Below are 24,686 nucleotides of genomic sequence, written 5' to 3'. Positions count from 1 at the left end.
GAACAGACCGTCAGAGATTGTTTAAGGACACCGCTTATGGAACAGAACGCCTTGCTTGCCCGCCTTGATCGGCTGGAGTCGATTGAAGAGATTCGTCAACTGGCCGGCAAATACTCATTGTCGCTGGACATGCGCGACCTGGATGCCCACGTCAATTTGTTTGCTGAAGATATTCGTGTCGGGCGTGAAAAAGTCGGGCGTGCTCACCTTAAGGCCTGGGTCGATGACACCCTGCGCGATCAGTTTCATGGCACCTCGCATCACCTGGGCCAGCACTTGATCGAGTTTACCGACCCGGATCATGCGGTCGGGGTGGTGTATTCCAAGAACGAGCATGAGACCGGCCCTGAGTGGGTGAACATGCAAATGCTCTATTGGGATGACTACGAGCGCATGCAGGGCCGCTGGTATTTCCGCCGTCGCCTGCCGTGCTACTGGTACGCCAGCGACCTCAACAAACCGCCGATCGGCACGCAGAAAATGCGCTGGCCGGGACGCGAGCCCTATGCGGGCACTTTCCATGATCTGTTTCCGTCCTGGACCGAATTCTGGGCCCAGCGTCCGGATAAAGAACATCTGCCACAGGTCGCGGCAGCTGCACCGGTCGAACGCTTTCTGGCCACCCTGCGCCGCGGGGCCGGCGCTCCGAAAATTCGCGTGCGCTGAGGAGCCACTATGAGCATTTTGTTTGAACCTGTGCGGTTGGGCGAGCTGGAGCTGGCCAACCGTATTGTCATGGCACCCATGACCCGTAGCCGGGCCGATCAGCAGGGCGTGCCGACCACCGAAATGGTTGAGTATTACCGGCAACGGGCGTCAGCGGGGTTGATCGTCGCGGAAGGCACGGCGCCCTCGGCCGATGGTCTCGGTTATTGCCGCACCCCGGCCATCTACAGCGCCGGACAGATCGCTGCCTGGAAAGCCGTAACCGATGCCGTGCATGCCGAAGGCGGGCTGATCGTGCTGCAACTGATGCACGTGGGGCGGGCATCGAGTGTTCTCAACAAGCCGGCAGGTGCGGCAACGGTCGCCCCGTCTGCCTTGCGCGCGCGCACCCAACTGTTTACCGATGCCGCCGGCATGGTCGACACCGATGAGCCGCAGGCCCTGTCGCTGGACGACATCGCGCAGGTGATCGAAGAGTATCGTCAGGCGGCGTTGAATGCCCGCGAGGCAGGATTCGACGGCGTGGAACTGCACTGCACCAGCGGCTATTTGCCCATGCAGTTCATGGCCTCGGGCAGCAACCTGCGCACTGACCGTTATGGTGGCAGTGTCGAGAACCGCGTGCGCTTCCCGGTGGAGGTTCTCAGCGCCATGGCGCAGGCCATTGGCGCCGGTCGGGTCGGGATGCGCCTGTGCCCGGGCAACCCGTTCAATGACATTCAGGACGACGATCCGCTGGCAACGGCCGAGGCCTTGTGCAAGGCGGCCGAGCCGCTGGATCTGGCCTATGTGCACATCATGCGTTCGCCGCTGGCCGAGCTCGATGCGTTTGCCCTGGCGCAACGTCATTGCAGCAGCGGCTTGATCCTCAATGACGGTTTTGACGGTGCCGGAGCTGAAGCCGCGCTGCAGGCCGGGCAGGGCGAGGCGGTGTCGTTTGCGCGGCACTTTATCGCCAACCCGGATCTGGTCGAGCGTCTGCGACGCGGCTTGCCACTGGCACGCTTTGACCGCAAAACCCTGTATTCCCCTGGTCCGGAAGGCTACAGCGATTACCCGCTGTGCGAGGCGGTGGCGCAATGAACGATATGTCCCGGATCAACGTCCCTGTGGCGTCTCGACAACTCCCGGTGCCCCGCGAGCAGACCCAGGCCTTGCTGGACCTGCGTTCTGCGGCCAGTGCCCAGATCAAACCGGCTGACCTGTACACCCTGGCGGATCGCCTTGAGGCTCAGGCACAAAGCGCCCCCGAACGTACGTTCTTGATCTATGGCACGCAGACGTTCAGCTATGGCGAAGTGGATGCCCAGGCTCACCGCATGGCTCACGTGTTTTACAGCAAGGGCCTGCGTCCCGGTGATGTTTGCGCGATCGCCATGGAGAACCGCCCGGGCTTTTTCTTCAGCTGGTTCGGCCTGGTGAAGCTGGGTGTCGTGGTGGCATTTATCAATACCCAGGTCAGCGGCAAGCCACTGGTGCATGCCCTGGCATCCACTGCCGCCAAAGCCGTGGTGGTCGGGGAAGAATGCCTGGCTAATCTGCTGGCCACCGAAGGCTTGCCGGACGTGCCGTGGTGGTTGATTCCTGACCCTGAAAACCCCTGCGACGATGAACTGCCGGCCTGCGTTGATGGCGGCTTTGCTGCGCAGCTTGCCCAGGCCCCGGCCACGCCATTCCCGCGGGACGTCCGGGCAGCGGTCACGGCAGAAAGCACGACCTTGCTGATTTTTACCTCGGGTACAACCGGCCTGCCCAAGGCTGCCCGTTACAGCCATATGCGCTGGATGTCGTCGGGTGACGTGATGGAAGTCACCCTGGGGGCCACCTGCGACGACGTGTTTTATTGCTGTCTGCCGCTGTATCACGGTGCCGCGGCCACCTCGGTGACGTCCACCGCCTTGCGCGTCGGGGCCAGTATTGTGGTGCGACGCAAGTTCAGCGTGCGTGAGTTCTGGCAGGACGTGCGGCGCAACCAGATCACGGTTTTTCAGTACATCGGTGAAATCTGCCGTTACTTGCTTAATCAGCCGCCGGTGGCCGGGGAGCGCGAGCACAGCTTGCGCTACATGCTCGGGGCCGGGTTGACGCCCGAGTCCTGGCAACGCTGGCTGGAACGTTTCGGGCCGATCCAGGTGTTCGAGGGATGGGGAGCGACCGAGGCCAATGCCAACCTGATCAACGTCGACAATTATGTCGGCTCGTGCGGGCGTGTGCCGGACTGGAGCCGCACCAACCTGCGGCTGGTGCGTTACGACGTCGAAAGCGACACCCATCCACGGGATGAACAGGGCTTTTACCAGCTCTGCCAACCGGGGGAAGTGGGGGAAGCCATGGGCTTTATCGTCAATCATCCGCAGATGGGCGGCGGGCGTTTTGAGGGCTATACCAGCGACGCTGCGACTGAAAGCAAGATCCGCCGCGATGTCTTCCAGCCCGGCGATGCCTACTGGAGTTCGGGCGACCTGCTGCGCTATGACGACGATGGCTATTTCTATTTCGTAGACCGTATCGGTGACACCTTCCGCTGGAAAAGCGAAAACGTCTCCACCCTGGAAGTGGCGGACACCCTGAGTGATTTGCCGGGGCTTGAACTGATCAACGTCTACGGCGTGCAGGTGCCGGAACATGAAGGCCGGGCCGGTATGGCGGCCATATTGATGCAGCCGGGGCAGGACTTTGATCCCAAGGCGTTCTATGACCTGACCGAAGCCCGCTTGCCGCGATATGCGGCGCCGATGTTTGTCCGGGTCTCGGCAGCGGCAGACCTGACCAGCACGTTCAAGCTGCGCAAGGTTGATTTACAGCGCCAGGGCTACGCGCCGGGGCTGTTTGCCGATCCGTTGTTTGTGCGGGACGACAGCACGCGCACCTATCAGCCGTATTCGTTGCAGGTGTTGGCCCGTGCCGGTTTGCCACCCTTTGTGAGCTCCGGCCATGAGTGAATTCGACGCCCGGGGTCACGAATGGCGTGACGGTCTGCGATATCCATGGCCGCTGGCTCCGGCCAATGGTCAGGTGCAGGAAGTGGCCGAGGGCGTGTTATGGCTACGGATGCCGCTGCCGTTCGGTCTGGATCACATCAATCTGTATCTGTTGCGTCATGGCGACGGTTGGGTGGCGGTCGATACCGGCCTCAACAGCGACCAATGCCGGGAGGTATGGGAGCAGGTTTTTGTCGAGGTCATGGCCGGCTTGCCGCTCAAAGCGGTGATTTGCACGCATTTTCACAGTGACCATACCGGCGTGGTGGGGTGGCTGGCCGAGCGTTTTCGGTGTCCGGTGCTGATGACGCTCGGCGAGTTCGACGCGCTGCATCATGGACCGCCGAGGGCTGCATCACCGGATTGGGCCTTTCTCGATTTTTATCAAAAGGCCGGCTTCAGCGCGGAGCGCGCCACGTCTTTGCTGCCGTTGATCCAGGGTGAACATTTTCGGCCGCAGACCGCGGCGGGCTTCACCCGTTTGGCAAACGGCAGCGAACTGATCATTGGCGGCCGCCGCTGGCAGGTCGTGACCGGCAACGGGCATTCGCCGGAGCATGCGTGCCTGTATGCCGCCGACGATGGCCTGCTGATTTCGGGCGATCAGGTGTTGCCGCGCATCACGTCGACCATTGCGGTTTACGTCATCGAGCCTGAAGCCAACCCGTTGCGCGACTGGCTGGACTCCATCGAACACCTGCGGGTGATCCCCGACAGTGTGCTGGTGCTGCCGGCGCACGAGCGACCGTTTTTCAATTTGCACCTGCGCCTCGATCAATTGCGCGACCACCACCGGGCCCACTTGCAGCAACTGCTGGAGGCTTGCGAGGAACCGCGTACGGCGCTGGAAATGATGGCGGTGCTGTTCAAAAAGCTGTCAGGTCGTTTTGACGAGCTGATGGCTGTTGGCGAAACGTTGGCTCACGCCAATTACCTCATGGCCGAGGGGGCGCTCGTCCGTGAGGAACAAGGAGGGCTGCATCGTTATCGACGGCCCCGGACAGGAGTCTCGAAGTTCAATCCGCTCGAGCAGTTTTGAGCGCAGGCCTGCGCGCAGTCGGTAGAACGCAATGACGCTTGAACCCATCGATGCGGCCAACGGGTCGCGAATCAGGAGAGGCAGAGTGATCAATAAAAACAACAATAAATGTCTGGGACCACGACCGCACAGCTTTCAGGTCACCGGCCTGGCCGCTGCCGTCGCGCTGATGTCCAGCCCGGTGTGGGCGGGGGAAACCATCGAGTTCGATAACGGAGCGACCATCGATTGGTCGGTCACCACCAGCTACGGCATCGGCATGCGCCTGGGTGATCCCAGCGACAAGTTAATGGGGGTTAACGCCGACGATGCCAACCGCAACTTTGACCGCCACAGCCTTACCACTAACCGGGTGGGTGCGCTGGGCGAGATGATCTTGCGCAAGGACAACTACGGCGCCGTGGTGCGCGCCAGTACCTTCTATGACGACATTTACCACCGCTCCAACGACAACGACTCCCCTTCAACCGTCAACAAGTACGGGAGCAATGACGAGTTCACCAGCGACACCCGCAAATTCAGCGGTGGCCGCACGCGCTTGCTGGACGCCTATGTGTTTGGCGGCTGGCGCTTTGACAACGACACCATGCTCGACGTCAAGGCCGGTCGTCACATCGAGTCATGGGGCGAGAGCTTGTATTACCCCGGTGTTAACGGCGTGCAGAACCCGTCCGATGCGGTGAAGGCTGCGCAGCCAGGGGTTGAGGTCAAGGAGGTGCTGTTGCCGGTAGGACAATTCTCGGCGTCCTATCGGATCAATCCGCAAATCACCCTGGGTGCTTACGTTCAGTACGAGTGGAAAGGCACCGAGTTGCCGCCAGTAGGCAGCTACCTGTCAACCACCGACGTGATCGGCCCGGGCCGCGACTTCATCATCAGCCCGACGGGCAACATTCCGTATCGCGGCACCGACGAGCCTCGCGACAGCGGGCAGTGGGGCGCCCAGATCCGCTTCCGCCCAATGCCTGAGCTGGAAATGTCGCTGTTCCATGTGGTTTACCACGACAAAAACCCGGCCACCGGCCTGGTGGGCTACGACCCGCTGCCCGTGGGCAATGGTCAGTATGCATTCAAGAGCAATGGTTACCGCATCAAGTATTTTGAAGACATCAAACTGACGGGGATCAGCGCCACCACCAAGCTGGGCGAGACCCAGGTCGGGGCGGAATGGTCGTACCGTGACGGTGCTCCGGTCATGGTCAATACCGGCCTGGGCGCGGTGCCGGCCAAAGGTCGCGGGCAGCAGTTGCAATTGTCGGCGATGCGCATTCTGGGTGACCGCCCGTGGGCCAGCCAGACCACATTGACCGGTGAAATTATTACCGTACGGGCCGACCACGCGGATGAAACCTCCGGGGCACCGAACCTGCAGGGCTTGCCGTTGTTGCCGTCGCTGGCGCCGTCCGTCGAGCCGTCCAACGATTACGCCTACAAAACGTCGTCTGCATGGCGTACGCGCTCTTCCAGCGCTTACACCCTCGGCGCGTCGTTCAGTTACCCGGGCGTGTTCCAGGGCTGGGACCTGGAGGTTCCGTTTACCTTTTCTAACGTGTTCAGCGGTGCCGCGCCCATGGCCGGGAGCATTGCCGGGGTTGCCGGTGACCGCCGCCTGAGTGCCGGGACCACCTTCAAATACCTGAGCAACTTTGAAGTGTCGCTCAAGTACATCGGTTACCTGGGCTCGGCTGATCCGATCAAGCGTCCGCTGGCAGACCGTGACTACGCCACGTTCTCCATGAAATACACCTTCTGAGTAAAGGCTGTCGCCGCCGGCCGCGGCTGCGACCTGATGCCAAGGTCGCCCGGGCCGGCGCAACACGCCTTTACGGTGCAACTGATTAAAGAGAGATACCTATGGGTCTTAAAGGTCATGCGGCCATTGTTGGCAGCGCACAGTACAAACCGGAAAAATATGCCACGGCCCCGCGCATGTTCCACCTGGAACAAGTCGCGGACCTGGCTGCCCAGGCGTTGCGTGATGCAGGCTTGCAGGCTTCGGATCTCGATGGGCTGGTGATCAATGGCCCGCAGTTTCATGAGGCTTCGGTATTCGTGCCCGCGATGGCGGCCGAATACCTGGGCTTGCGCCTGAACTTTGCCGAGGTGGTCGACCTCGGTGGCTGCACCTCGGTGGGGATGGTCTGGCGGGCTGCCGCGGCTATCGAATTGGGACTGTGCCAGGCCGTGCTGTGTGTACTGCCGGCGCGGATGGCGCCATTTGGACCGGACGAAGACCAGAGCTGGATGGCGCGCGCCATGCGTTTTGGCGGGCACAGCACCGCCTTCGGCGCCCCGGAAGCCGAGTTCGATTTGCCGTACGGCCACATGGGCCAGAACACCGGTTACGCGATGATTGCCCAGCGCTATGCCGCGCAATATGGCTACGACCCGCGAGCGATGGCCAAGATTGCCGTGGATCAGCGCACCAACGCGCAATACAACCCGCAGGCGATGTTTTACGGTCAACCGTTGACCATCGAGCAAGTGCTGGCGAGTAAAAAAGTCGCCGACCCGCTGCATGTGCTGGAAATTGTGATGCCTGTGGCCGGGGGCGCGGCGATGATCATCGCTTCCAAAGAGGTTGCGGCCCGGGCCCGCAAGCGTCCGTCGTGGATCACCGGTTTTGGCGAACACCTGGCCTTCAAGTCGCCGTCGTATGCCGCCGATATGCTGCACACCCCGATTGGCCCTGCCTCCAGCCGGGCGTTCGACATGGCCGGGCTCAAACCGACCGATGTCGATGCCGCCCAGATTTACGACTGCTACACCATCACGGCATTGCTGACCCTGGAAGACGCAGGCTTCTGCGCCAAGGGCGAGGGCATGAGCTTTGTCCGCGAGCACGACCTTACCTGGCGTGGCGACTTCCCGATGAACACCCACGGCGGCCAGCTCAGTTTTGGCCAGGCCGGCTCGGCGGGAGGGATGTCCCAGGTGATCGAGGCCGTGACGCAAATTGCCGGAGAGGCCGGTGAACGTCAGCTCAAGCGTTGCGACACCGTGTACGTTTCCGGCACGGGTGGCGTGATGAGTGAGCAGGGCGCGTTGATACTTCAGGGAGCATGAATCCAATGTCGAATAACAAACCAATGCCGGTTCCGACCGAGATTTCAGCTCCGTTCTGGGAAGGCCTGAAGGCTGAGCGGTTGCTGATCCAGCAGTGCAATCAATGCAACGACTGGGTGTTCTACCCGCGTCGCCACTGCCCGCAATGCTTTGCCCATGACCTGAGCTGGCGCGAAGTCAGCGGCGGGGCGACGCTGTACAGCTTTACTGTCACGCGCATCGCTACCTTGCCGGACTTTGCCGATGAAATGCCACAAATGCTGGCCGTGATCGAGCTCGATCAAGGGGTGCGCATCAACAGCAATCTGGTGGGGCTGGATGAGTCCGAAGTGAAGATCGGCATGCGTCTGCAACCGGTGTTTGCCGAGGTCGACGCCAAGGGGAACCGGCTATTGCGCTTTACCGGGCTGGATAAAGACCCGGCGCGGCTGAAAACCCTGCGTGCCGAGCAGCAACCTGCTGTGCCGGTGGCTGAGGCTGCCGCGGTACGTCAGGTCGCACTGGACGACGAAGCGGCGCTGCAGTCACTGGTGAGCGAAACCTTCGGCCCGTGGAGCAACCAGGTGGTGGTGGATCAGGCGCTGATCGACAGTTTTGCCCAGTTGTCGGGGGATGATTACTGGATTCACACCGACCCTGAGCGTGCACGTAAGCAAAGCCCGTTTGGCGGCACCATCGCCCACGGTGCGCTGGTGCAGATTCTGCAATCGCGCATGAAGCTCAACCTGGGGTATGAGATCACCGGTTTCAGCAACATGATCAACTACGGTTCGGACCGCCTGCGCTTTCCCTCGCCGGTGCCCGCCGGCGCCACGATCCATGCCCGTGCGCGGGTCAAGCGTGTGGAGCGGGTCAAAAGCGGCACCCAACTGACCCTGGAACTCAACACCCACGTGCTGGGCAGCGAACGGCCGTCCGTGATCAATGAACTGGTGATTTTGTATATGTAACCCCAGGGCGTAGCCGCATTGCCTGGTTTTGAAGGCCCTTCGGGCCTTATCGCAGCCTGCGGCAGCGGCTACAAATGCTGCAGGTCGTGAGGAATCTGTAGCCGCTGCCGAAGGCTGCGATGGGGTGCGCAGCGCCCCCCGGTTTTCCGCGACCCGTCGTAAAGCCGGTGAACCCATCTATCGCTGGATGTCGCCTCGTTGCACTCGACAACTGCTACGGATGCGCAGCGCCCCCCGGTCTTAGTCTCAACGGACGATGAGTCCCGCAACCAACCTTCCCATACTGCCCTCAGCCAATAAATACAGGCATTAGAGGAGCAGGCACATGATCGACATTCGTGGTTTGAGCTACTTCGTTGCAGAGTCCGCCGATCCGGTTCAATGGCAGCGTTATGCCGAAGACGTGCTCGGAATGATGGTCTGTGCGGCACCCGCTGGCGGTTTGTACGTGAAGATGGATGAGCGTCCGTTCCGGATGTTGATCGTGCCTGGCGGTGAGTCGCGTTATCTGGCTTCCGGCTGGGAGCTGGCCAGCGAAGGTGCGTTCAACGCGGCCATCGAAACCCTGGAGCAGGCTGATGTCAGTTGGCGTCCAGGTACGCCCGAACAGTGTGATCAGCGCGGCGTGCAAGCGCTGGTGCACGTGACCGACCCATCGGGCAATCGCCATGAGCTGAGCTGGGGCCATCGTTCCGATTGCCAGCCATTTGTGTCGCCACAAGGCGTGCCGGGGTTTGTCACCGGTGACATGGGGTTGGGGCACACCGTGCTGCCGGCACCGAACTTTGATGCCACCCTGGCCTTTGCCAAAGACGTACTCGGGTTTGAGCTGTCGGACATTTTCAACTTCCGCCCCGACCCCTCGGCACCGCCAATCCGCATCCACTTTTTGCATTGCAAAAACAGTCGCCATCACAGCCTGGCGCTGGCCGAGTATCCGGTGCCGTCAGGTTGCGTTCACGTAATGGTCGAGGTCGAGTCCATGACCGAAGTGGGCCGCGCCCACGATCGTCACATTGCCCATAACGTCCAGCTGTCCGCCACGCTCGGCCAGCACCTGAACGACCGCATGACTTCGTTCTACATGAAAACCCCTTCGGGCTTCGACCTGGAGTACGGCTATGGCGGCTTGCTGGTGGACTGGCAAGCGCACAGCGCATTTGAGTTCACCCGGGTGAGCCTGTGGGGACACGACTTTTCCGTTGGCCAGCCATAGGGCTCAGCCTCGATGGTTCAGCAGTAAGGAGCAACACATGAACAAGCAAATGACAGCGGCGGACGTGGTCGGCCAATTGCGTGACGGCATGACCATCGGCTTCGGCGGCTGGGGGCCTCGGCGCAAGCCGATGGCAATTGTGCGCGAGATCCTGCGTTCGGACGTCAAGGACCTGACGGTGGTCGCGTATGGCGGCCCGGAAGTCGGCATGCTGTGCGCGGCCGGCAAGGTCAAAAAGCTGATATTCGGCTTTGCCACTCTGGATGCGATCCCGCTGGAAGCCCACTTTCGCAAGGCACGTGAAGCCGGCGGGCTGGAGCTTATGGAACTGGACGAGGGCATGCTGCAGTGGGGCCTGCGTGCCGCGGGCATGCGGTTGCCGTTTTTGCCGACACGCTGCGGTCTGGCGACAGATGTCAGCCGCCTGAACCCCGAGATCAAGCAGGTGCAATCGCCTTATGCCGATGGCGAGGTGCTGCTGGCCATGCCCGCGCTGAACCTGGACATCGCCTTTTTGCACGTCAACGTCGCCGATCGTCTGGGCAATACGTTGGTGACCGGGCCGGATCCGTATTTTGATCATCTTTACGCCCGTGCGGCGAAGCAGTGCTTCGTGTCATGCGAGCGTATTGAAGAGCGTTTGAATCTCGATGCCACCCAAGCCCGCTTCAACACTTTCGAGCGCTACCTGGTCAGCGGTGTGGTGCATGCGCCGTTTGGTGCGCATCCGACATCGTGCCCGTCCGATTACGGCTGGGACATGAGCCACCTCAAGCGCTACAGCGCCAGTGCTGCAGAAGACGGCGGCTGGGATGCCTACGTCGCGGAATTTGTGACCCCGGGCGAAACCGCCTATCAGGCCAGCAATGGCGGGACCGAACGCCTGGGCGCTTTGCCGCTGCCCGTGTTTTAAGGAGTATGAACATGACTGCTACTTGTGAATTCACCCTGGCTGAACTGTTGATCGTGGCCGCCAGCGAAGCCTGGCGCGATAACGGTGAAGTCATCGCCTCCGGCCTGGGTGTGATCCCGCGCCTGGGTGCAAGCCTGGCCAAGATGACCCATAGCCCTGAACTGTTGATGACCGACAGCGAAGCGTTTCTGGTGGAAGAGCCGATTCCGTTGGGCCCGCGTGGCGATTATGTGCCGGGCTACTCGGGCTACCTGTCGTTCGAGCGGGTATTCGAGTGTGTCTGGGGCGGACGCCGCCACGCGATGATCGGGCCGACCCAGGTCGACCGCTGGGGCCAGACCAACCTGTCCTGCATTGGTGATTACCAAAAGCCCAAGGTCGCGATGCTCGGCGTGCGCGGTTTGCCGGGTAACAGCATCAACCACATCAACTCGCTGTTCGTGCCGTCCCATAACACCCGTGCGTTTGTCTCGGGGGAAGTGGACATGGTCTCGGGAGTCGGCTTCAACGATGAGCGCTGGGAAGAGGGCATGCGTCGCGACCTGATGGACATTCGACTGGTCGTCACCGACGTGTGCGTCATGGACTTCGGTGGCCCGGACCGTGCGCCGCAGGTGCGTTCGTTGCACCCGGGTGTGACGTTTGAGGAGGTACAGGAAAAGACCGGTTTTGCGCTGCTCAAGGCCGCTGACCTCAAGCAAACCGTGGCGCCTACACCGGAGCAACTGGCACTCATTCGCCGGCTGGATCCGCATGACTACCGCGCCGCCGCGCTCAAGGGCAACCCGCCCGGCATTCGTCAGGCCTAAGGCAAGGACTCCAGATGAACAGCGACAGCGAATTTGTGCAGCGGGCTGATACCGCTGTGTACGAAACCGAAGAACCGGTGCTGTATGCGGTGGCCGATGGCATTGCCACGCTGACCCTCAATCGGCCCACGGTCAACAATGCCCAGAACTCGCAAATGACCTATGCGCTGGACGATGCCTTTCGCCGGGCGGTAAATGACGATGAGGTGAAAGTCATCGTGTTGCGCGGCAATGGCAAACACTTTTCGGCAGGGCATGACATCGGCACCCCGGGACGCGACATCAACAAGTCGTTCGACCGGGCGCATTTGTGGTGGGACCACACCAATAAACCGGGGGGAGAATACCTCTACGCCCGGGAGCAGGAGGTGTACCTGGGCATGTGCCGGCGCTGGCGTGAAGTGCCCAAGCCAACCATCGCCATGGTTCAGGGGGCCTGCATTGCCGGGGGGCTGATGCTGGCCTGGGTGTGCGACCTGATCGTCGCCAGCGACGATGCGTTTTTCCAGGACCCGGTGGTGCGCATGGGGATTCCTGGGGTGGAGTACTTTGCTCACCCCTACGAACTCAACCCGCGCATTGCCAAGGAGTTCCTGTTCACCGGAGACCGGATGAGCGCCGGGCGCGCTTATCAAATGGGCATGGTCAACCGTCTGTTTGCCCGGGAGGAGCTGGAGGCGGGGACCTATGCGCTGGCGGCAGCGATTGCCAAACAGCCACGCATGGGCCTGGCCCTGACCAAGCAGGCGATCAACCACGTGGAGGATTTGCAGGGCAAGCGGACCGCGATGGACGCGGTTTTTGCCTGGCACCATTTCGCCCATAGCCATAATGAATTGCTCTCGGGTGACAAGCTTGGCGGCTATGACGCCAAGGGCATGGCCGAGGCCAACAAAGCGGCTGCGGGAGAGCGTCGATGAGTGTGTATTTGCAAACAGCGCTGACCGAGGCGCTGGGTTGCCGCTATCCCATCGTGCAAACCGCGATGGGTTGGGTGGCGGATGCCAATCTGGTGGTTGCCAGCACACACGCCGGAGCCTTTGGCTTTTTGGCCGGAGCCACGATTGCTGCCGATGCGCTGGAGGCAGAAATCCAGCGTGTGATTGAAGCCACCGGCAGCAGCAATTTCGGCCTGAATTTCCATATGTTCCAGGAGAACGCAGCGCAATGCGTCGACCTGGCCATTGAATACCGTTTGCGTGCCGTGAGTTATGGCCGCGGCCCGGATCGTCAGACCATCGACCGCTTTAAAAAGGCCGGGGTGCTGTGTATTCCGACCGTGGGCGCGGTCAAGCATGCGGTCAAGGCGGTTGAGCTGGGGGCCGACATGATCACCGTGCAGGGGGGCGAAGGGGGCGGCCATACCGGCGGCGTGCCGAGCACCATTTTGCTGCCGCAGGTGCTGGATGCCGTAGGCGTCCCGGTGATCGCGGCCGGTGGATATTCCACTGGTCGTGGTCTGGCCGGGGCGTTGGCCACCGGGGCTGCCGGGATTGCCATGGGGACGCGATTCCTGATGACCCGCGAATCGCCCACGCCCCTTGCCACCCTGGAGCGTTACGTCAAGGTCGCCGACCCGCAGCAGATCCGGGTGACTACAGCGGTGGATGGCATGCGCCATCGAATGATCGAGAACGCGTTTATCAATCGCCTGGAAAAAGCCAGCGCCTTTGGCCGCCTGCGCATTGCCCTGGGGAGTGCCTGGCAATGGAAGCAACAGACCGGCATGAGCCTGGGCCACATGCTCAGCGTGTTTGCGCAGTCGGTGAAGGAAGATCCGGGGGCGTTGTCGCAGACCGTAATGGCGGCCAACCAGCCGGTGTTATTACAGCGTTCGATGGTGGACGGTGTCCCTGACGAAGGGATTTTGCCTTGCGGCCAGGTGGCGGCGGCGATTGGCGAACTGAAAAGCTGCCAGGCACTGATCGAAGACATGGTGCAAGAGGCTGAACGGTGTTTGCGGGCGGTCGCTGCCCGCCACGCCGTGTAGCGCCCTCAGCATGCTCGCGATGACGCGCTGTCACCGCGAGCCAAGGCCAGGTTACAGCGTTACCCAGCGCTGCTCCTGCGCCGCTACGCGAATGGCGCTGGCCAGGCGTTCCACCTGCCAGGCTTCTTCAAAGTCCGGGCCTGGTGCCGGTTGGCCGGCACAGGCCTGGATCACCGCGTGGACTTCCAGGGTTTTCAGTTCGTTGTAGCCCAGTTGATGACCTGCGGCCGGACTGAACGCGGCATAGCCGGGCAATGCCGGCCCCGCCAGCAGTCGCTCGAAGCCGGCTTGCCCCTGTTTGCACAGTTGCAGTTCATTCAAGCGCTCCTGGTCGAATTTCAGGGTGCCCAGCGTGCCGCTGATTTCAAAGCTCAAATGATTTTTATAGCCGTGCTTGAGCCAGCTGCTGCTGAACGTGCCGCGTGCGCCATTGCCAAAGCGCAACAGGGCGTGGGTCTGGTCATCCACTGCAATGTCGCGCAGCTCGCTGCTGTTGAGGGTGGCGGGGCGCTGCGGGTGAACAGTCTGGCTGTCGGCGCACACGGCTTCAATGTCCCCCACCAGATAACGCGCCATGGCCAGCAAGTGGCTGCCCAGATCCGCCAATGCTCCCCCGGCGTGACCGGGCTCGCAGCGCCATGACCAGGGCAGGTTCGCACCGGCCATGAAGTCCTCGCTGAACTCCCCTTGAAAACTGATGATGCGACCCAGATCACCGCGCTCGATCATCTGCCTGGCCAGCACCAGCATCGGGTTGTGCTGGTAGTTGTAGCCGACCCGGGTGACCACGCCTGCGGCCCGGGCCGCCAGGCGCATCTGATCGGCCTGCTCAAGGCTTACGGCCAGGGGCTTTTCACAGTACACGGCCTTGCCTGCGGCGAGGGCCGCCATGGCCATGGGGAAGTGCAGGTGATTGGGGGTGGTGATGGCGACCAGATCAACCTGGGGGTCGGCAATCAGCTGTTGCCAGTCATTGTGGGCGCGCTCAAAACCCCAGGCGGTCGCGCAGTGCCGGGCACGTTCGGCATCGGCATCGGACACCGCGGCAAGATGCAGCTGCACCGGGAGTTCGAATGCCGCGCTGACGTTGCGAAACGCCAGCGCGTGGGCACGGCCCATAAAACCGGTGCCGATCAAGCCTATTCCAAGTTGACGCATCGCCAGGATCCTTTGGATTATTATTTTCAGGAAGGCTATTTATGGAATAAATATTCCGTATTTGCAATGCCTGGAAATTAATATTCATCGGAGCCGGGTCACTGCCGCAGATTGCCGGATCAGGAGAGGTATCCGCCGTCCACATTCAACGAAACGCCAGTGGTATAGCTCGACGCCTCGCTGGCCAGGTACAACACCGCACCGGCCATTTCTTCGGGAGCGGCGACGCGTTTCAGCGGGATGTGTTGCAGCGCGGCATTGAGGATGGCGTCATTCTTGACCAGCGCCGAAGCGAAGCGGGTGTCGGTCAGGCCCGGAAGCAAAGCGTTGCAGCGGATACCGAAGGGCGCGCATTCCTTGGCGAACACCTTGGTCATGTTGATGACCGCCGCCTTGGTCATCGAGTACACGCCCTGAAATTCCCCGGGTGAAACGCCGTTGATCGAGGCCACGTTGATGATGCTGCCGCCCTGATGTTCACGCATCAGCTTGCCGGCTTCGACGGACATAAAGAAATAGCCGCGAATATTCACATCCACGGTCTTCTGGAATGCGCCGGGATCAGTGTCCAGTACGTTACAGAACTGCGGGTTGGTGGCGGCGTTATTGACCAGAATATCGAGGCGGCCAAAGTCCTGGCGAATCCGTGAAAAGGCCTGGGTGATGTGTTCCATTTCGCCGATATGGCAAGCAATGGCCGTGGCTTTTCCACCTTCGGCGATGATGGCGTCGGCCACGGCCTGGCAGCCTTCGAGCTTGCGGCTGGAGACAATGACATGGGCACCTTGCTGGGCCAGCAGTTTGGCGATGGCTTCACCGATACCGCGACTGGCACCGGAAACCAAGACAACTTTGCCTTCCAGATCGAACAGTTGGGTCTTGGACATGCTGACTCCTGGGTGAGCGGGTTTAACGGCCAATGACCTTGAGGCTCATCTGCTCCAGCAGCGCGTTCATCTGCACGAACGATGCGAAGCGCGGATCCCGGGTCTGGCCGTGGTAGTAGCGGTAGTAAATTTGCTGAACGATGCCGGCCAGACGGAACAGGCCGTAGGTGTAATAAAAATCGTAGTTATCGATCCGGATGCCTGAACGTTCGGCGTAATAGTCGACGAATTCGCGGCGGGTCAACATGCCCGGGGCATTGCTCGGTTGACGCCGCAGTAGCTGGAACGGCGCCGGGTCGCCTGCCTCGACCCAGTAGGCGAGGGTGTTGCCCAGATCCATCAGCGGGTCGCCCAGGGTGGTCAGCTCCCAGTCCAGGACCCCGATGATGCGCATCGGATCCTGCGGGTCCAGGATCACGTTATCGAAGCGGAAATCGTTGTGCACCAGGGCGGGGTTCGGGTGATCGGCCGGCATATTCGACCTGAGCCAGTCCTTGACGGCTTGCCAATGGGGCGCATCCGGGGTCCGGGCCTGTTCATAGCGCTCGCACCAGCCATTGATCTGGCGCTGCACATAGCCTTGGGGCTTGCCCAGGTCGCCCAGGCCGCAGGCGTGGTAGTCAACCTGATGCAGCTCAACCAGGGTGTCGATAAATCCCCGGCACAGATCGCGGGTAGCTGCGGGCCCGAGGTCAAGTTCGGGCGGCAGGTCGGCGCGCAAGATAATGCCTTTGACCCGCTCCATGACATAGAACTCGCTGCCGATCAGGGTGTCATCGGTGCAATGGAGGTAGGTCTGCGGGCAGTAGGGGAACGCCTGCTTGAGTTGATTCAGAATGCGGAACTCGCGGCCCATGTCGTGGGCCGACCTGGCTTTATGGCCGAAGGGCGGGCGGCGCAGCACCAGTTCACGATCCGGGTATTCAAGCAGGTAGGTCAGGTTGGATGCACCGCCGGGGAACTGGCTGATCACGGGCTCGCCCGCCAGCATCGGGATGTGGGCCTTGAGGTACGGGTCTATCCGGGCGGCGTCGAGCTCTTCACCTGTGCGGATGTGGGTAGACGAATCGGTAAGCGCCATGTCTATCTCTTCTGCTTATTCTTGGGGCCTGACAACATTCGCTAATCTAATGGGCCTCCCGAACCTCGACAAGCCGGCGCCGGCCTTAATAGGCCGGGGTGTTAGTGGTCGATCAACCTCCTTGATAGCCCCTCAGTGAAGCACAGGCAAAAAAAAACCGAAGCGCGTGGGCCTCGGTTTTGGGTGCTGCGTGTGGCTTAGGCCGGGAACAGGTCGCTCAGCTTCATTGCCAGCATCATGTCGCCTTCAGCGCGCAGTTTGCCGCCCATGAAGGCCTGCATGCCGTCGGTCTCGCCGCTGACGATATCTTTCAGGGTGTCGCCGTCCATGACCAGAGTCACTTGTGCGTCCGGGTTTTCACCTTCTTGCAGTTCGCAGGTGTTGTCTTTGACGATCAGCGAGAAGTGCTTGGAATCATCGATGCGAAAACCGAATACCAGGTCCAGACCCGCAGCAGCGGCTGGGTTGAATTTGGCTTTCATTGCTTGAACGGCATCAGCTACAGAAGTCATGGTTCGATCCTTTATAGGGTGAGTTACAGCGACCCGAAGGGCGCATTTGCCATCGCTTATCGGTAGGTGATCAGTGATGGCGTCTTCAACAGTTGCAAATGCAAATGACTGTTGAAGGAAGCCAGGGTGACCTCGCTGCCGTTGTACTTGAGGTGGCTGAGCGAGGTGTTTGCGATTTGCCAGGTCAGCTTGAAGGCCTCGCTGGCGGGAATTCGGGTCAACAGGTGAAGCAGGGCCGTGATGGTGCCGCCAGAGGTGAACACGGCAATGGATTGCCCGGTGCCCGCCTGTGCGAGAAGGCGCGTGAGCCCGGACTGGACCCGTTCGACAAACCCCGCCCAGCTTTCCAGCCCGGGCGTGTCCCATTCGCCACTGATCCAGCGCGCGATGATCAGTTCAAAGATACGCTGGAACTCCATCGGGTCATGAACAGCGTTGCTCATGGCGGTCAGGGCTTCGGGCTCATCCGGCAACAATCCTGGCAGCAGACCTTCGAGCACGCCATAGGCGTCAAATTCGTTGAAAGCAGCATCGAGCTCCAGTTCGGGTGCGGGCAGCCCCGCAGCACTGAACCGGGCCAGGGCATGTCGCGCGGTATCCTGCTGGCGCGACAGATCACCGGACAGGCAGCGATCGAAGCTCAGGCCAAGGTCCAGCAGATGCTGGCCCACGACTTGCGCCTGGCGCACACCCAGCGGCGACAGCACATCATAGTCGTCTGCACCGAAGGAGGCCTGGCCATGTCTTATCAGATAGATGCTGCCCACGTCCGCTTCATCCCGGCACGTTGAAAGTCTGGCGAGGTTAGGAGCATGGCAAGACACTGTCAATAAAAAAACATACGCTTGTTTGAATTGTGCCGATGGCCTTGCGCACAGGCGTTTGCCGGCTGGCCGGCAGCAGGTCGCGCCGGTATGCTTGAGCCCATTGCGCAGCCCTGTCCCTGGGGCTGCTTTAGTTTGAAGGAGAGGGTGTGGAATTTCTTGCCGAGTACGCCAGTTTTTTGGCTAAAACCGTGACCCTGGTGGTCGCGATCCTGGTGGTGCTGGTGACCCTTGCGGCCTTGCGCGGCAAAGGGCGTCGCCGCTCTGCGGGGCAGTTGCAGATCAGCAACCTGAATGACTTCTACAAAGGCTTGCGCGAACGCCTGGAGCAATCGCTGCTGAGCAAGGACCAGCTCAAGACGCTGCGCAAGCAAACCGCCAAGGCTGACAAGAAGCTGAAAAAACAACCCGAAGAAAAGCCACGGGTATTCGTGCTGGACTTCGACGGTGACATCAAGGCTTCGGCGACCGAGAGCCTGCGTCACGAAATCACCAGCCTGCTGACCCTGGCCACCCCGGCGGATGAAGTGGTGCTGCGTCTCGAAAGCGGTGGCGGCATGGTCCACAGCTATGGCCTCGCCTCGTCGCAACTGGCACGTATTCGCCAGGCCGGTATCCCGTTGACGGTGTGCATCGATAAAGTGGCTGCCAGTGGCGGTTACATGATGGCCTGCATCGGTCAAAAGATTATCAGCGCACCTTTTGCCATTCTGGGTTCTATCGGAGTCGTGGCGCAGTTGCCCAACGTTAACCGCTTGCTGAAGAAACACGACATCGATTACGAAGTGCTCACGGCCGGTGAATACAAACGCACCTTGACGGTGTTTGGCGAAAACACCGAGAAAGGCCGCGAGAAGTTTCAACAGGATCTGGACATCACCCACCAGCTGTTCAAGAACTTCGTGGCCAAGTACCGTCCGCAGCTGGCCATTGATGAAGTGGCCACCGGTGAAGTCTGGCTGGGGGTTGCTGCGGTTGACATGAAACTGGTCGATGAGCTGAAAACCAGCGACGAGTATCTGGCTGAACGGGCCAGGGACGCTCAACTGTTCCACTTGCACTATGCCCAGCGTAAAAGCCTGCAGGAGCGGGTAGGGCTGGCTGCCAGCCAGTCTGCCGAGCGGGTGGCGGACTCGCTGTGGAGCCGTTTGACCCAACAGCGCTTCTGGTGATCCGTGATCGGCGCCCTTGCGACACTTGACGCAAGGGCTGCCGATTGACGTTGTTAGCGGGGGAACTTGCTAATGGGCAACGGATATTCAAAGTTCCCTGAATGGCATGTTTAACTCAGGTGTTACTTATATAGACGATGGCCTTCAATTACAGGTGAGTTGCCCGCTGACTTGATCGGGTATTCAATTAAATCTCTTTGAACACTGCGTATACGCTAAAGCCTCGACATTATTCAGGTTTTAGTCATGACACTTTTCACGGACTTACCGACTCCTGTTAATGGGCAGGTGTCGACCGAACACCCACCATTGTTGCCCACGACAGTGGCCGAGTACCTTCACGATGATTTGATTGCCGCTCAGTTGCCCGCCTGGTTCAAAGAGGCGTCTCTCGGTGTGCGCGACGCGCTGCGCGAAACCCTTCAACAGTGGCACCACACACAAACCGAAGTCGATGCAGTTTTTGCCGGGATGCAGCCGATCAGGCAATTTGCCGAACCGCGTTTGCAGGCTGCCCTGGCTGCACACGGCTGGGGCCATGTTGACCCCCACGTTTATGGTTTGAAACAGGTTCGTCTGTTACATAATGCATTGATATTCATCACCAATCAGCAACTCAAGATTGTCGATACCCTGGTGCGGCAGACGTTGCCCGACATATTGGTTCCGGAATCTTTCGAAATAGATCTGATTTCCAGTATCAGTCAGCACAGCCTGTTACATGCCGCACTGCAGAACTTTGAGGTTGACGAAACACAGCCAGGAGGCTTCGACCCTGGCACGGCCATTTTCAGTCTGCAGAACAACCGGCTGATCGAGCATCCGGAGTTGCCCCCCGATACGTTTGCCGCCATCAGCCGTAACCTGAATCTGGGTGAACAGTACCAGGCGCATCTCAGTAACCTGTTCAACCCTGTCGACGATGTTTATGAACCTGAAGATCCCCGTTCCAGGTCATACCGGATCAACGCCAGTTTCGTTGCCAACAAGCAGCATGAGTTCATTGCTGAACTACACATGGCGTACATGAAAGGACAACTCACCTACGCGAACTACCACGCCATTCTGCAAGGGGTATGGCCTGGCAAGACAGGACAGGACGTGACAGCAGGTCACAGCACGCTCGAAGTGATGGGCTTTGAAGTGCCGGGGATCATGGTGCTTTGGCCCGAGCGTACAACCTCCGGGACGCAGACGCCTTGCGTGGTGTATTTACCGCAGTCGCCTTACAAGGTATTCAACGAGTTTCGGAGTTTCGACCTGTTCAAGGAGCAGTTGCGCAACTGGTTGAAGGAGCCGGAATTTTCCCGGTATTTTGTCCAGCGTGTGCCCTTGCGCCATCGTGCTCAGTTCATGCAACGCAGCGATATAAAACATGTCGCCTGGGATTCGCTGCTGCTGTTGAGCCCGCAAGTCATTACCGAGTCGGTCATTATGGTCGAGACGCGCCCTGTCGATCAGTCCGGTAATCCCTTCGAAGTTGCCTGGCAATTGCAGCGCGCGCAGATCATGGACGATGCGCGGCTATTGGCCGTGCCGACCGCTGATGAAGACTCGAAGAGCCGGCTAAAGCGTCAGGTCGAATATTTGAATGCCGGTTTAAGTGTGCTGACACTGGTGCTGGGCTTTGTACCCGTGCTGGGTGAGATCCTGCTGGCCTTCAGCCTGATCCAGGTGGGACTGAATGTGTTCAAGGGCATTCAGGCCTGGCAACGCAATGATCGCGTGAAAGCCCTCGACTATTTGTTCGATGTGGCCCAGAACCTTGCTCTGGTGGCTGTTCCGGCAGCGGCCAAGGGCTTGCGCTCATCCCCCGAACCGGTGGTCGACAAGCTGGTCAGGGTGACCCTGGGCAACGGCGAAAAGCGTTTGTGGAAACCCGACCTCACTCCGTACGAGGAAGACCCGGCACGTTTGTGGGGGCTTGAGCCCGACGCGCAGGGTATTTATAGCCGTGATGACAAAGCCTATATACGTCTCGATTCAGCGGTGTACCGGATCAAGGCTGACCGGACCACCGGGCAAGGCGTCATTTTGCACCCTGACGATCCTTCGGCGTATACCCCCAAAGTGCGCGGCAATGCAGGCGGGCAATGGGCCCACGAACTTGAAGAGCCCCTGCGCTGGCCGCGCATGCAATTGTTTCGGCGGCTGGGGCCGGCTGCCGAGGCGCTGTCCGAGGTGAACGCAGAGCACGTGCTGCAGATCACCGGCACCTCCGGGGACATTTTGCGCAAAGTGCACATGGACCCGCTGCCGATGCCCGCGTTGCTGGCTGACTGTCTCAAGCGGGTGAGTCTGGTCGATCAGGTCGAATCCTTTGTCGCCCACATGAAAGCCGGGCTGGATGGGCGTGCGGAGTTTGCCCCCCTGCAACTGGAAGTACTGACACGATTGCCCGGCTGGCCTGCCGACCGGGTGTTGCGCGTGGTGGACAAGTGGGGCGGGATAGTCCGGGAGTATGGGTACCTGCAGATTGCATCCGGGCCTCGCCTGCAAATCGCCGAATCGCAAATCAGGAATGGCGATTTGCTCAAGGTCACGCTTGAGAGTTTGTCCCAGCGTCAAATCGAGCACTTGCTCGGCGAGCCGGTGACCGGGCTTGAGCAACAGCGCCAGGCATTGGCCCGACTGATAGGCCGGGAGTCCGAGGCAGAGCAGGCGCAGCTTGTCTCACGGCTCTACACCCTGAGTGAAAAGGCCCGGCCGGAGCTGATGGGCATCCAGCATGCTTTGCCAGGCTTGCCGGTGGGGGTGCTCGAAGAACTTTCCAGTCACCTGACACCCCGGGAAGCGCAGACATTCGCCGAAAACGGACGATTGCCGCTGCGCATCCTGGAGGAGGGACGGGTCTACAGGCAAATGCTGCGCTTGAATCGCGCACTGGAAGGGTTGTTCTATCCCGTATTGAGCAATGCGGACAGCCACAGCCTGGTGTGGCACACATTGCCTTTGCTGCGTGGATGGTCGGCGCAGTCCAACCTTGAGTTGTACAGCACCGTCACGGGCAAGAAGCTGGGCGGCATCATCGGTGACCCGTCGGGGTACAGCACCAAGCTGTACAAAACGGAAAACGCGTATGAGGCGGTAGATGGCCGCAGTGGTGAAGTGGTCACTGACCCCGATCTCTTGCCCGTGCTGTACAAGGCATTGAATTTGACTCAGCGCTACGCACTGGACCTGCCTTTGGACGAGGGCGTGTCGGTGTTGCGCAGTCGCCTGTGCCGCCTCGCGGCACAGCAACGCGCCGCGTCCGCCCAAGGGCTGGGGATGCAAAAGATAAAGCCCTGGTTCAAATCACCGATGCGCCTGGCCGAGGGGCGTCTGGGGTATCCCATGGGAGGGCGTGTCGGGCGTTTGCCCAGTGAAAATGACCCGCGTCTGCTCAAAGACCTGGTGCACGAACTGTATCCATTGCTGTCCGAGGCTGAAACAGAGCGTTTTTTGCTGGGTTTGCGACGCCCGTCGGCGCAGGCGACGCGTGAGCTTGTCAGGCGCAAGGCCGAGCTGGATAAGTTGCGTCGCGTTCTGGACGACTGGGAGGCGTCGCCGTCATGGACTCAGTCACTGTCCGGTGCACGGGTCAAGGTATCAACTGCCCATAAACAGCAGATGAAACAGGCCATCATCAGCGCCTGGCGCAGACAGACGCCGACGCTGGTCGTGGACAATCACCTTGGCCATGAGCTCAACCTCAATGGCTGGCCGGTGGACAGCCTGCCAGCCCTGAACGCTGATTTCAGCCATGTCAGTGCCTTGCATTTGGCCCATGCCACCGGTGGCATTTCATCGACGTTTCTGGAAAATTTTCCGGGCCTGCGGGTGTTGTCACTGATCGATAACGGCCTGACCGAAGTACCCGCTGCACTGTCAGCGATGCCCGATCTGATCGACCTGAACCTGCAAGGCAATCGGATCGTGCTGAGCGGTACAACGAGCGGGACTCTGTCGGGCTTGACCCGTCTCAGATCCTTGAACCTGACCGGCAACCCTCTGGGGCGTACGTTTTCAGTCCGCCAAATGGCGCATCTACAGGATCTGATGCTGCGGTACACGGGCTTGAGCGCGTGGCCCGAAGGGGTGGAGGCACTCACGCAGATACGCGTGATGGATCTTCGCAACAACGCGATCACCCAGGTACCGGCACAGGTCCTGACGCCGGAGCGGTACGCAATCAACCAGGTGACGTCACTGCATGACAACCCGCTGGATCCTGACTCGTTGCGCCGCCTTGAGCTGTATCGTCGCGAACACGGGATCAACTTCGGTATCTCTGCCCAGCGCCAGCATGTTGCCGAGGAGGGTGGCATTTACCACTGGGCGGTGTCCCCCAGCCGCGAGCAAACACGTCAATGGCAGGCCCTTAGCGAGCATGGAGAGTCCGGTGATTTCTTCCGGATCCTGGAAGACCTGAGCGCTTCGTCACAGTTCACCCATACCCGACAAGACCTGACACAACGCGTCTGGAAGTTGATAGGCGCTGCACATGACAACCAGGAGGTGCGCGAGCGACTGTTCGCCATGGCCGGACATCAGCGTACCTGCGCCGACGGCATTGCCATGGTATTTGCCGACATGGAGTTGAACTACAGCATTTTCCAGGCCGAATCTTCGCTTAACACCGAGCAGCAACTGCTGCATCTGGCCCGTGGGTTGTTCCGTATCGAAAAGCTCAATGCGTATGTGTCGAGGGTGCTCGATGACCGGATCATCCGCATCATGAACAAACAACAGGAATATGTGGAGCGGTTGCAGGTGCTGGCCGACGAGCACGCCGGTGTCGCATCCAGGCCTGTAAGTGAAATGGCGCCTGTGGAGCAACAGGGCGTGGCTTATCGCCTGGGTTCGCCGGAGGCCACGCGACTGGCGAGTTACCTGAGCCCGCTCTGGGTGCAGCAAGAGGTTGCTCGGCTTGATCCGCTGGAGGTGCAAATGTTTTATCAGGTCAACCTGGCGCGTGCGCTTGAGTTACCCGCGCGGCCCAAGAGCATGCAGTTCGGGAACGTGGCCGAAGTGACTCCGCAGGAGCTGTCAGCGGCCAGGCAGTTTGTGCTGCAGCAAGAAACACAGCCAGCGTTGCAGGCTTTCATTGAGACGCAAGTGTTTTGGGGAGAGTACTTGCGAAAGAAATACCCGGAGGCTTTTAACGGCATGTCGGCCAATCACCAGAGCCGCATGGACACGGTGTATTCGGAGCGAGGCGAGGGGACCGATGAGGAGTACATGGATAAAATCAGCGTGGTTGTCGAGAACCGCGAACACGCGATGGATCTGGTCATCAGTGAACTGACCCGGCAGGAACTCGAGCAGCATCCTTTTGCCCTGGCCGAATCCAGGCCGTCTACGTCAAGGGACGCCTGATACCCGCAGCACCGGGCTGAGCCCCGAGTCACGCACAACGGTGCGGCCCAGGGCTCAGAGC

At 60.4% G+C, this 24,686-nt stretch carries 19 protein-coding genes; 14 read left to right on the top strand and 5 right to left on the bottom strand.

Translation table 11 applies throughout. From position 1 onward, the window contains the following. Positions 1–36: 36 nt before the first annotated feature. The 12 genes from AWM69_RS09705 to AWM69_RS09650 all read left to right on the top strand — a co-directional run bounded on the left by AWM69_RS09705 (position 37) and on the right by AWM69_RS09650 (position 13,630). Positions 37–666 (top strand): nuclear transport factor 2 family protein, encoded by a 630-nt coding sequence (locus tag AWM69_RS09705; protein ID WP_218726445.1) that lies wholly within the window; start codon positions 37–39, stop codon positions 664–666. A 9-nt stretch (positions 667–675) separates the two neighbouring features. Then, the gene (locus AWM69_RS09700) at positions 676–1,749 is read left to right on the top strand and encodes an alkene reductase (protein ID WP_218726443.1); all 1,074 of its coding nucleotides are present in this window, start codon (positions 676–678) and stop codon (positions 1,747–1,749) included. Then, positions 1,746–3,608: a long-chain-acyl-CoA synthetase gene (locus AWM69_RS09695; protein ID WP_218726442.1), complete on the top strand. Its 1,863-nt coding sequence runs from the start codon at positions 1,746–1,748 to the stop codon at positions 3,606–3,608. Before AWM69_RS09700 ends, AWM69_RS09695 begins: the two co-directional genes overlap by 4 nt. Further along, positions 3,601–4,686, top strand: a complete 1,086-nt coding sequence (locus tag AWM69_RS09690) for an MBL fold metallo-hydrolase (protein WP_218726440.1) — start codon at positions 3,601–3,603, stop codon at positions 4,684–4,686. The genes AWM69_RS09695 and AWM69_RS09690 overlap by 8 nt, the downstream gene beginning before the upstream one ends. A gap of 85 nt (positions 4,687–4,771) precedes the next feature. Then, on the top strand, positions 4,772–6,439 hold the full coding sequence (locus AWM69_RS09685) for a DUF1302 family protein (RefSeq protein WP_218726438.1): 1,668 nt from the start codon (positions 4,772–4,774) through the stop codon (positions 6,437–6,439). Between the two features lie 101 nt (positions 6,440–6,540). Next, the gene (locus tag AWM69_RS09680) at positions 6,541–7,752 is read left to right on the top strand and encodes a thiolase family protein (RefSeq protein WP_218726436.1); all 1,212 of its coding nucleotides are present in this window, start codon (positions 6,541–6,543) and stop codon (positions 7,750–7,752) included. 5 nt (positions 7,753–7,757) lie between these two features. Next, positions 7,758–8,702, top strand: coding sequence for an OB-fold domain-containing protein (locus AWM69_RS09675; protein ID WP_218726434.1), 945 nt, complete (start codon positions 7,758–7,760; stop codon positions 8,700–8,702). A gap of 325 nt (positions 8,703–9,027) precedes the next feature. Continuing rightward, positions 9,028–9,918: a VOC family protein gene (locus AWM69_RS09670; RefSeq protein ID WP_218726432.1), complete on the top strand. Its 891-nt coding sequence runs from the start codon at positions 9,028–9,030 to the stop codon at positions 9,916–9,918. 37 nt (positions 9,919–9,955) lie between these two features. Continuing rightward, positions 9,956–10,831 carry a CoA transferase subunit A gene (locus AWM69_RS09665; RefSeq protein WP_048380202.1) on the top strand — a complete coding sequence of 292 codons (876 nt, stop codon included), beginning with the start codon at positions 9,956–9,958 and terminating at the stop codon, positions 10,829–10,831. Between the two features lie 11 nt (positions 10,832–10,842). Next, positions 10,843–11,640 (top strand): CoA-transferase subunit beta, encoded by a 798-nt coding sequence (locus AWM69_RS09660; RefSeq protein ID WP_218726430.1) that lies wholly within the window; start codon positions 10,843–10,845, stop codon positions 11,638–11,640. A 14-nt stretch (positions 11,641–11,654) separates the two neighbouring features. Next, positions 11,655–12,560: an enoyl-CoA hydratase gene (locus tag AWM69_RS09655; protein WP_131654000.1), complete on the top strand. Its 906-nt coding sequence runs from the start codon at positions 11,655–11,657 to the stop codon at positions 12,558–12,560. Next, positions 12,557–13,630 (top strand): nitronate monooxygenase family protein, encoded by a 1,074-nt coding sequence (locus AWM69_RS09650; protein ID WP_218726429.1) that lies wholly within the window; start codon positions 12,557–12,559, stop codon positions 13,628–13,630. Before AWM69_RS09655 ends, AWM69_RS09650 begins: the two co-directional genes overlap by 4 nt. A 51-nt stretch (positions 13,631–13,681) precedes the next feature. Here AWM69_RS09650 and AWM69_RS09645 read toward each other — a convergent pair whose 3' ends face one another. From AWM69_RS09645 to AWM69_RS09625, 5 genes are all read right to left on the bottom strand, one after another. Next, positions 13,682–14,788 (bottom strand): Gfo/Idh/MocA family protein, encoded by a 1,107-nt coding sequence (locus AWM69_RS09645; protein ID WP_218726427.1) that lies wholly within the window; start codon positions 14,786–14,788, stop codon positions 13,682–13,684. Positions 14,789–14,907: 119 nt separating this feature from the next. Beyond that, positions 14,908–15,675, bottom strand: a complete 768-nt coding sequence (locus AWM69_RS09640) for an SDR family oxidoreductase (protein ID WP_218726425.1) — start codon at positions 15,673–15,675, stop codon at positions 14,908–14,910. Positions 15,676–15,697: 22 nt separating this feature from the next. Beyond that, a complete protein-coding gene (locus AWM69_RS09635; protein ID WP_218726424.1) occupies positions 15,698–16,756 on the bottom strand; it encodes a phosphotransferase family protein in 1,059 nt (352 codons plus the stop codon). Positions 16,757–16,953: 197 nt separating this feature from the next. Beyond that, a complete protein-coding gene (locus AWM69_RS09630) occupies positions 16,954–17,268 on the bottom strand; it encodes an SCP2 sterol-binding domain-containing protein (protein WP_048380190.1) in 315 nt (104 codons plus the stop codon). Between the two features lie 56 nt (positions 17,269–17,324). Then, on the bottom strand, positions 17,325–18,035 hold the full coding sequence (locus AWM69_RS09625; protein ID WP_218726422.1) for a histidine phosphatase family protein: 711 nt from the start codon (positions 18,033–18,035) through the stop codon (positions 17,325–17,327). 206 nt (positions 18,036–18,241) lie between these two features. Here AWM69_RS09625 and sohB point away from each other — a divergent pair, with 206 nt between their 5' ends. Together sohB and AWM69_RS09615 are read left to right on the top strand one after the other, a co-directional pair. Then, positions 18,242–19,264 (top strand): protease SohB, encoded by a 1,023-nt coding sequence (sohB, locus tag AWM69_RS09620; RefSeq protein ID WP_048380186.1) that lies wholly within the window; start codon positions 18,242–18,244, stop codon positions 19,262–19,264. Between the two features lie 246 nt (positions 19,265–19,510). After that, on the top strand, positions 19,511–24,625 hold the full coding sequence (locus tag AWM69_RS09615; RefSeq protein WP_218726420.1) for an NEL-type E3 ubiquitin ligase domain-containing protein: 5,115 nt from the start codon (positions 19,511–19,513) through the stop codon (positions 24,623–24,625). Positions 24,626–24,686 lie beyond the last annotated feature (61 nt).

Origin of the sequence: Pseudomonas sp. D1HM (genome assembly GCF_019266105.1) — a bacterium.
Taxonomy (GTDB): Bacteria; Pseudomonadota; Gammaproteobacteria; order Pseudomonadales; family Pseudomonadaceae; genus Aquipseudomonas; species Aquipseudomonas taetrolens.
Note: the sequence above shows the minus strand (reverse complement) of the source record. Positions and strands in the feature narration are given on the sequence as shown.

Excerpts from the sequence above, each read along its gene's own strand:
- AWM69_RS09705 (WP_218726445.1), top strand. The coding sequence starts at position 37 with ATGGAACAGAACGCCTTGCTTGCCCGCCTTGATCGGCTGGAGTCGATT.
- AWM69_RS09700 (WP_218726443.1), top strand. The coding sequence starts at position 676 with ATGAGCATTTTGTTTGAACCTGTGCGGTTGGGCGAGCTGGAGCTGGCC.
- AWM69_RS09695 (WP_218726442.1), top strand. The coding sequence starts at position 1,746 with ATGAACGATATGTCCCGGATCAACGTCCCTGTGGCGTCTCGACAACTC.
- AWM69_RS09690 (WP_218726440.1), top strand. The coding sequence starts at position 3,601 with ATGAGTGAATTCGACGCCCGGGGTCACGAATGGCGTGACGGTCTGCGA.
- AWM69_RS09680 (WP_218726436.1), top strand. The coding sequence starts at position 6,541 with ATGGGTCTTAAAGGTCATGCGGCCATTGTTGGCAGCGCACAGTACAAA.
- AWM69_RS09675 (WP_218726434.1), top strand. The coding sequence starts at position 7,758 with ATGTCGAATAACAAACCAATGCCGGTTCCGACCGAGATTTCAGCTCCG.
- AWM69_RS09670 (WP_218726432.1), top strand. The coding sequence starts at position 9,028 with ATGATCGACATTCGTGGTTTGAGCTACTTCGTTGCAGAGTCCGCCGAT.
- AWM69_RS09665 (WP_048380202.1), top strand. The coding sequence starts at position 9,956 with ATGAACAAGCAAATGACAGCGGCGGACGTGGTCGGCCAATTGCGTGAC.
- AWM69_RS09660 (WP_218726430.1), top strand. The coding sequence starts at position 10,843 with ATGACTGCTACTTGTGAATTCACCCTGGCTGAACTGTTGATCGTGGCC.
- AWM69_RS09655 (WP_131654000.1), top strand. The coding sequence starts at position 11,655 with ATGAACAGCGACAGCGAATTTGTGCAGCGGGCTGATACCGCTGTGTAC.
- AWM69_RS09650 (WP_218726429.1), top strand. The coding sequence starts at position 12,557 with ATGAGTGTGTATTTGCAAACAGCGCTGACCGAGGCGCTGGGTTGCCGC.
- AWM69_RS09645 (WP_218726427.1), bottom strand. The coding sequence starts at position 14,788 with ATGCGTCAACTTGGAATAGGCTTGATCGGCACCGGTTTTATGGGCCGT.
- AWM69_RS09640 (WP_218726425.1), bottom strand. The coding sequence starts at position 15,675 with ATGTCCAAGACCCAACTGTTCGATCTGGAAGGCAAAGTTGTCTTGGTT.
- AWM69_RS09635 (WP_218726424.1), bottom strand. The coding sequence starts at position 16,756 with ATGGCGCTTACCGATTCGTCTACCCACATCCGCACAGGTGAAGAGCTC.
- AWM69_RS09630 (WP_048380190.1), bottom strand. The coding sequence starts at position 17,268 with ATGACTTCTGTAGCTGATGCCGTTCAAGCAATGAAAGCCAAATTCAAC.
- AWM69_RS09615 (WP_218726420.1), top strand. The coding sequence starts at position 19,511 with ATGACACTTTTCACGGACTTACCGACTCCTGTTAATGGGCAGGTGTCG.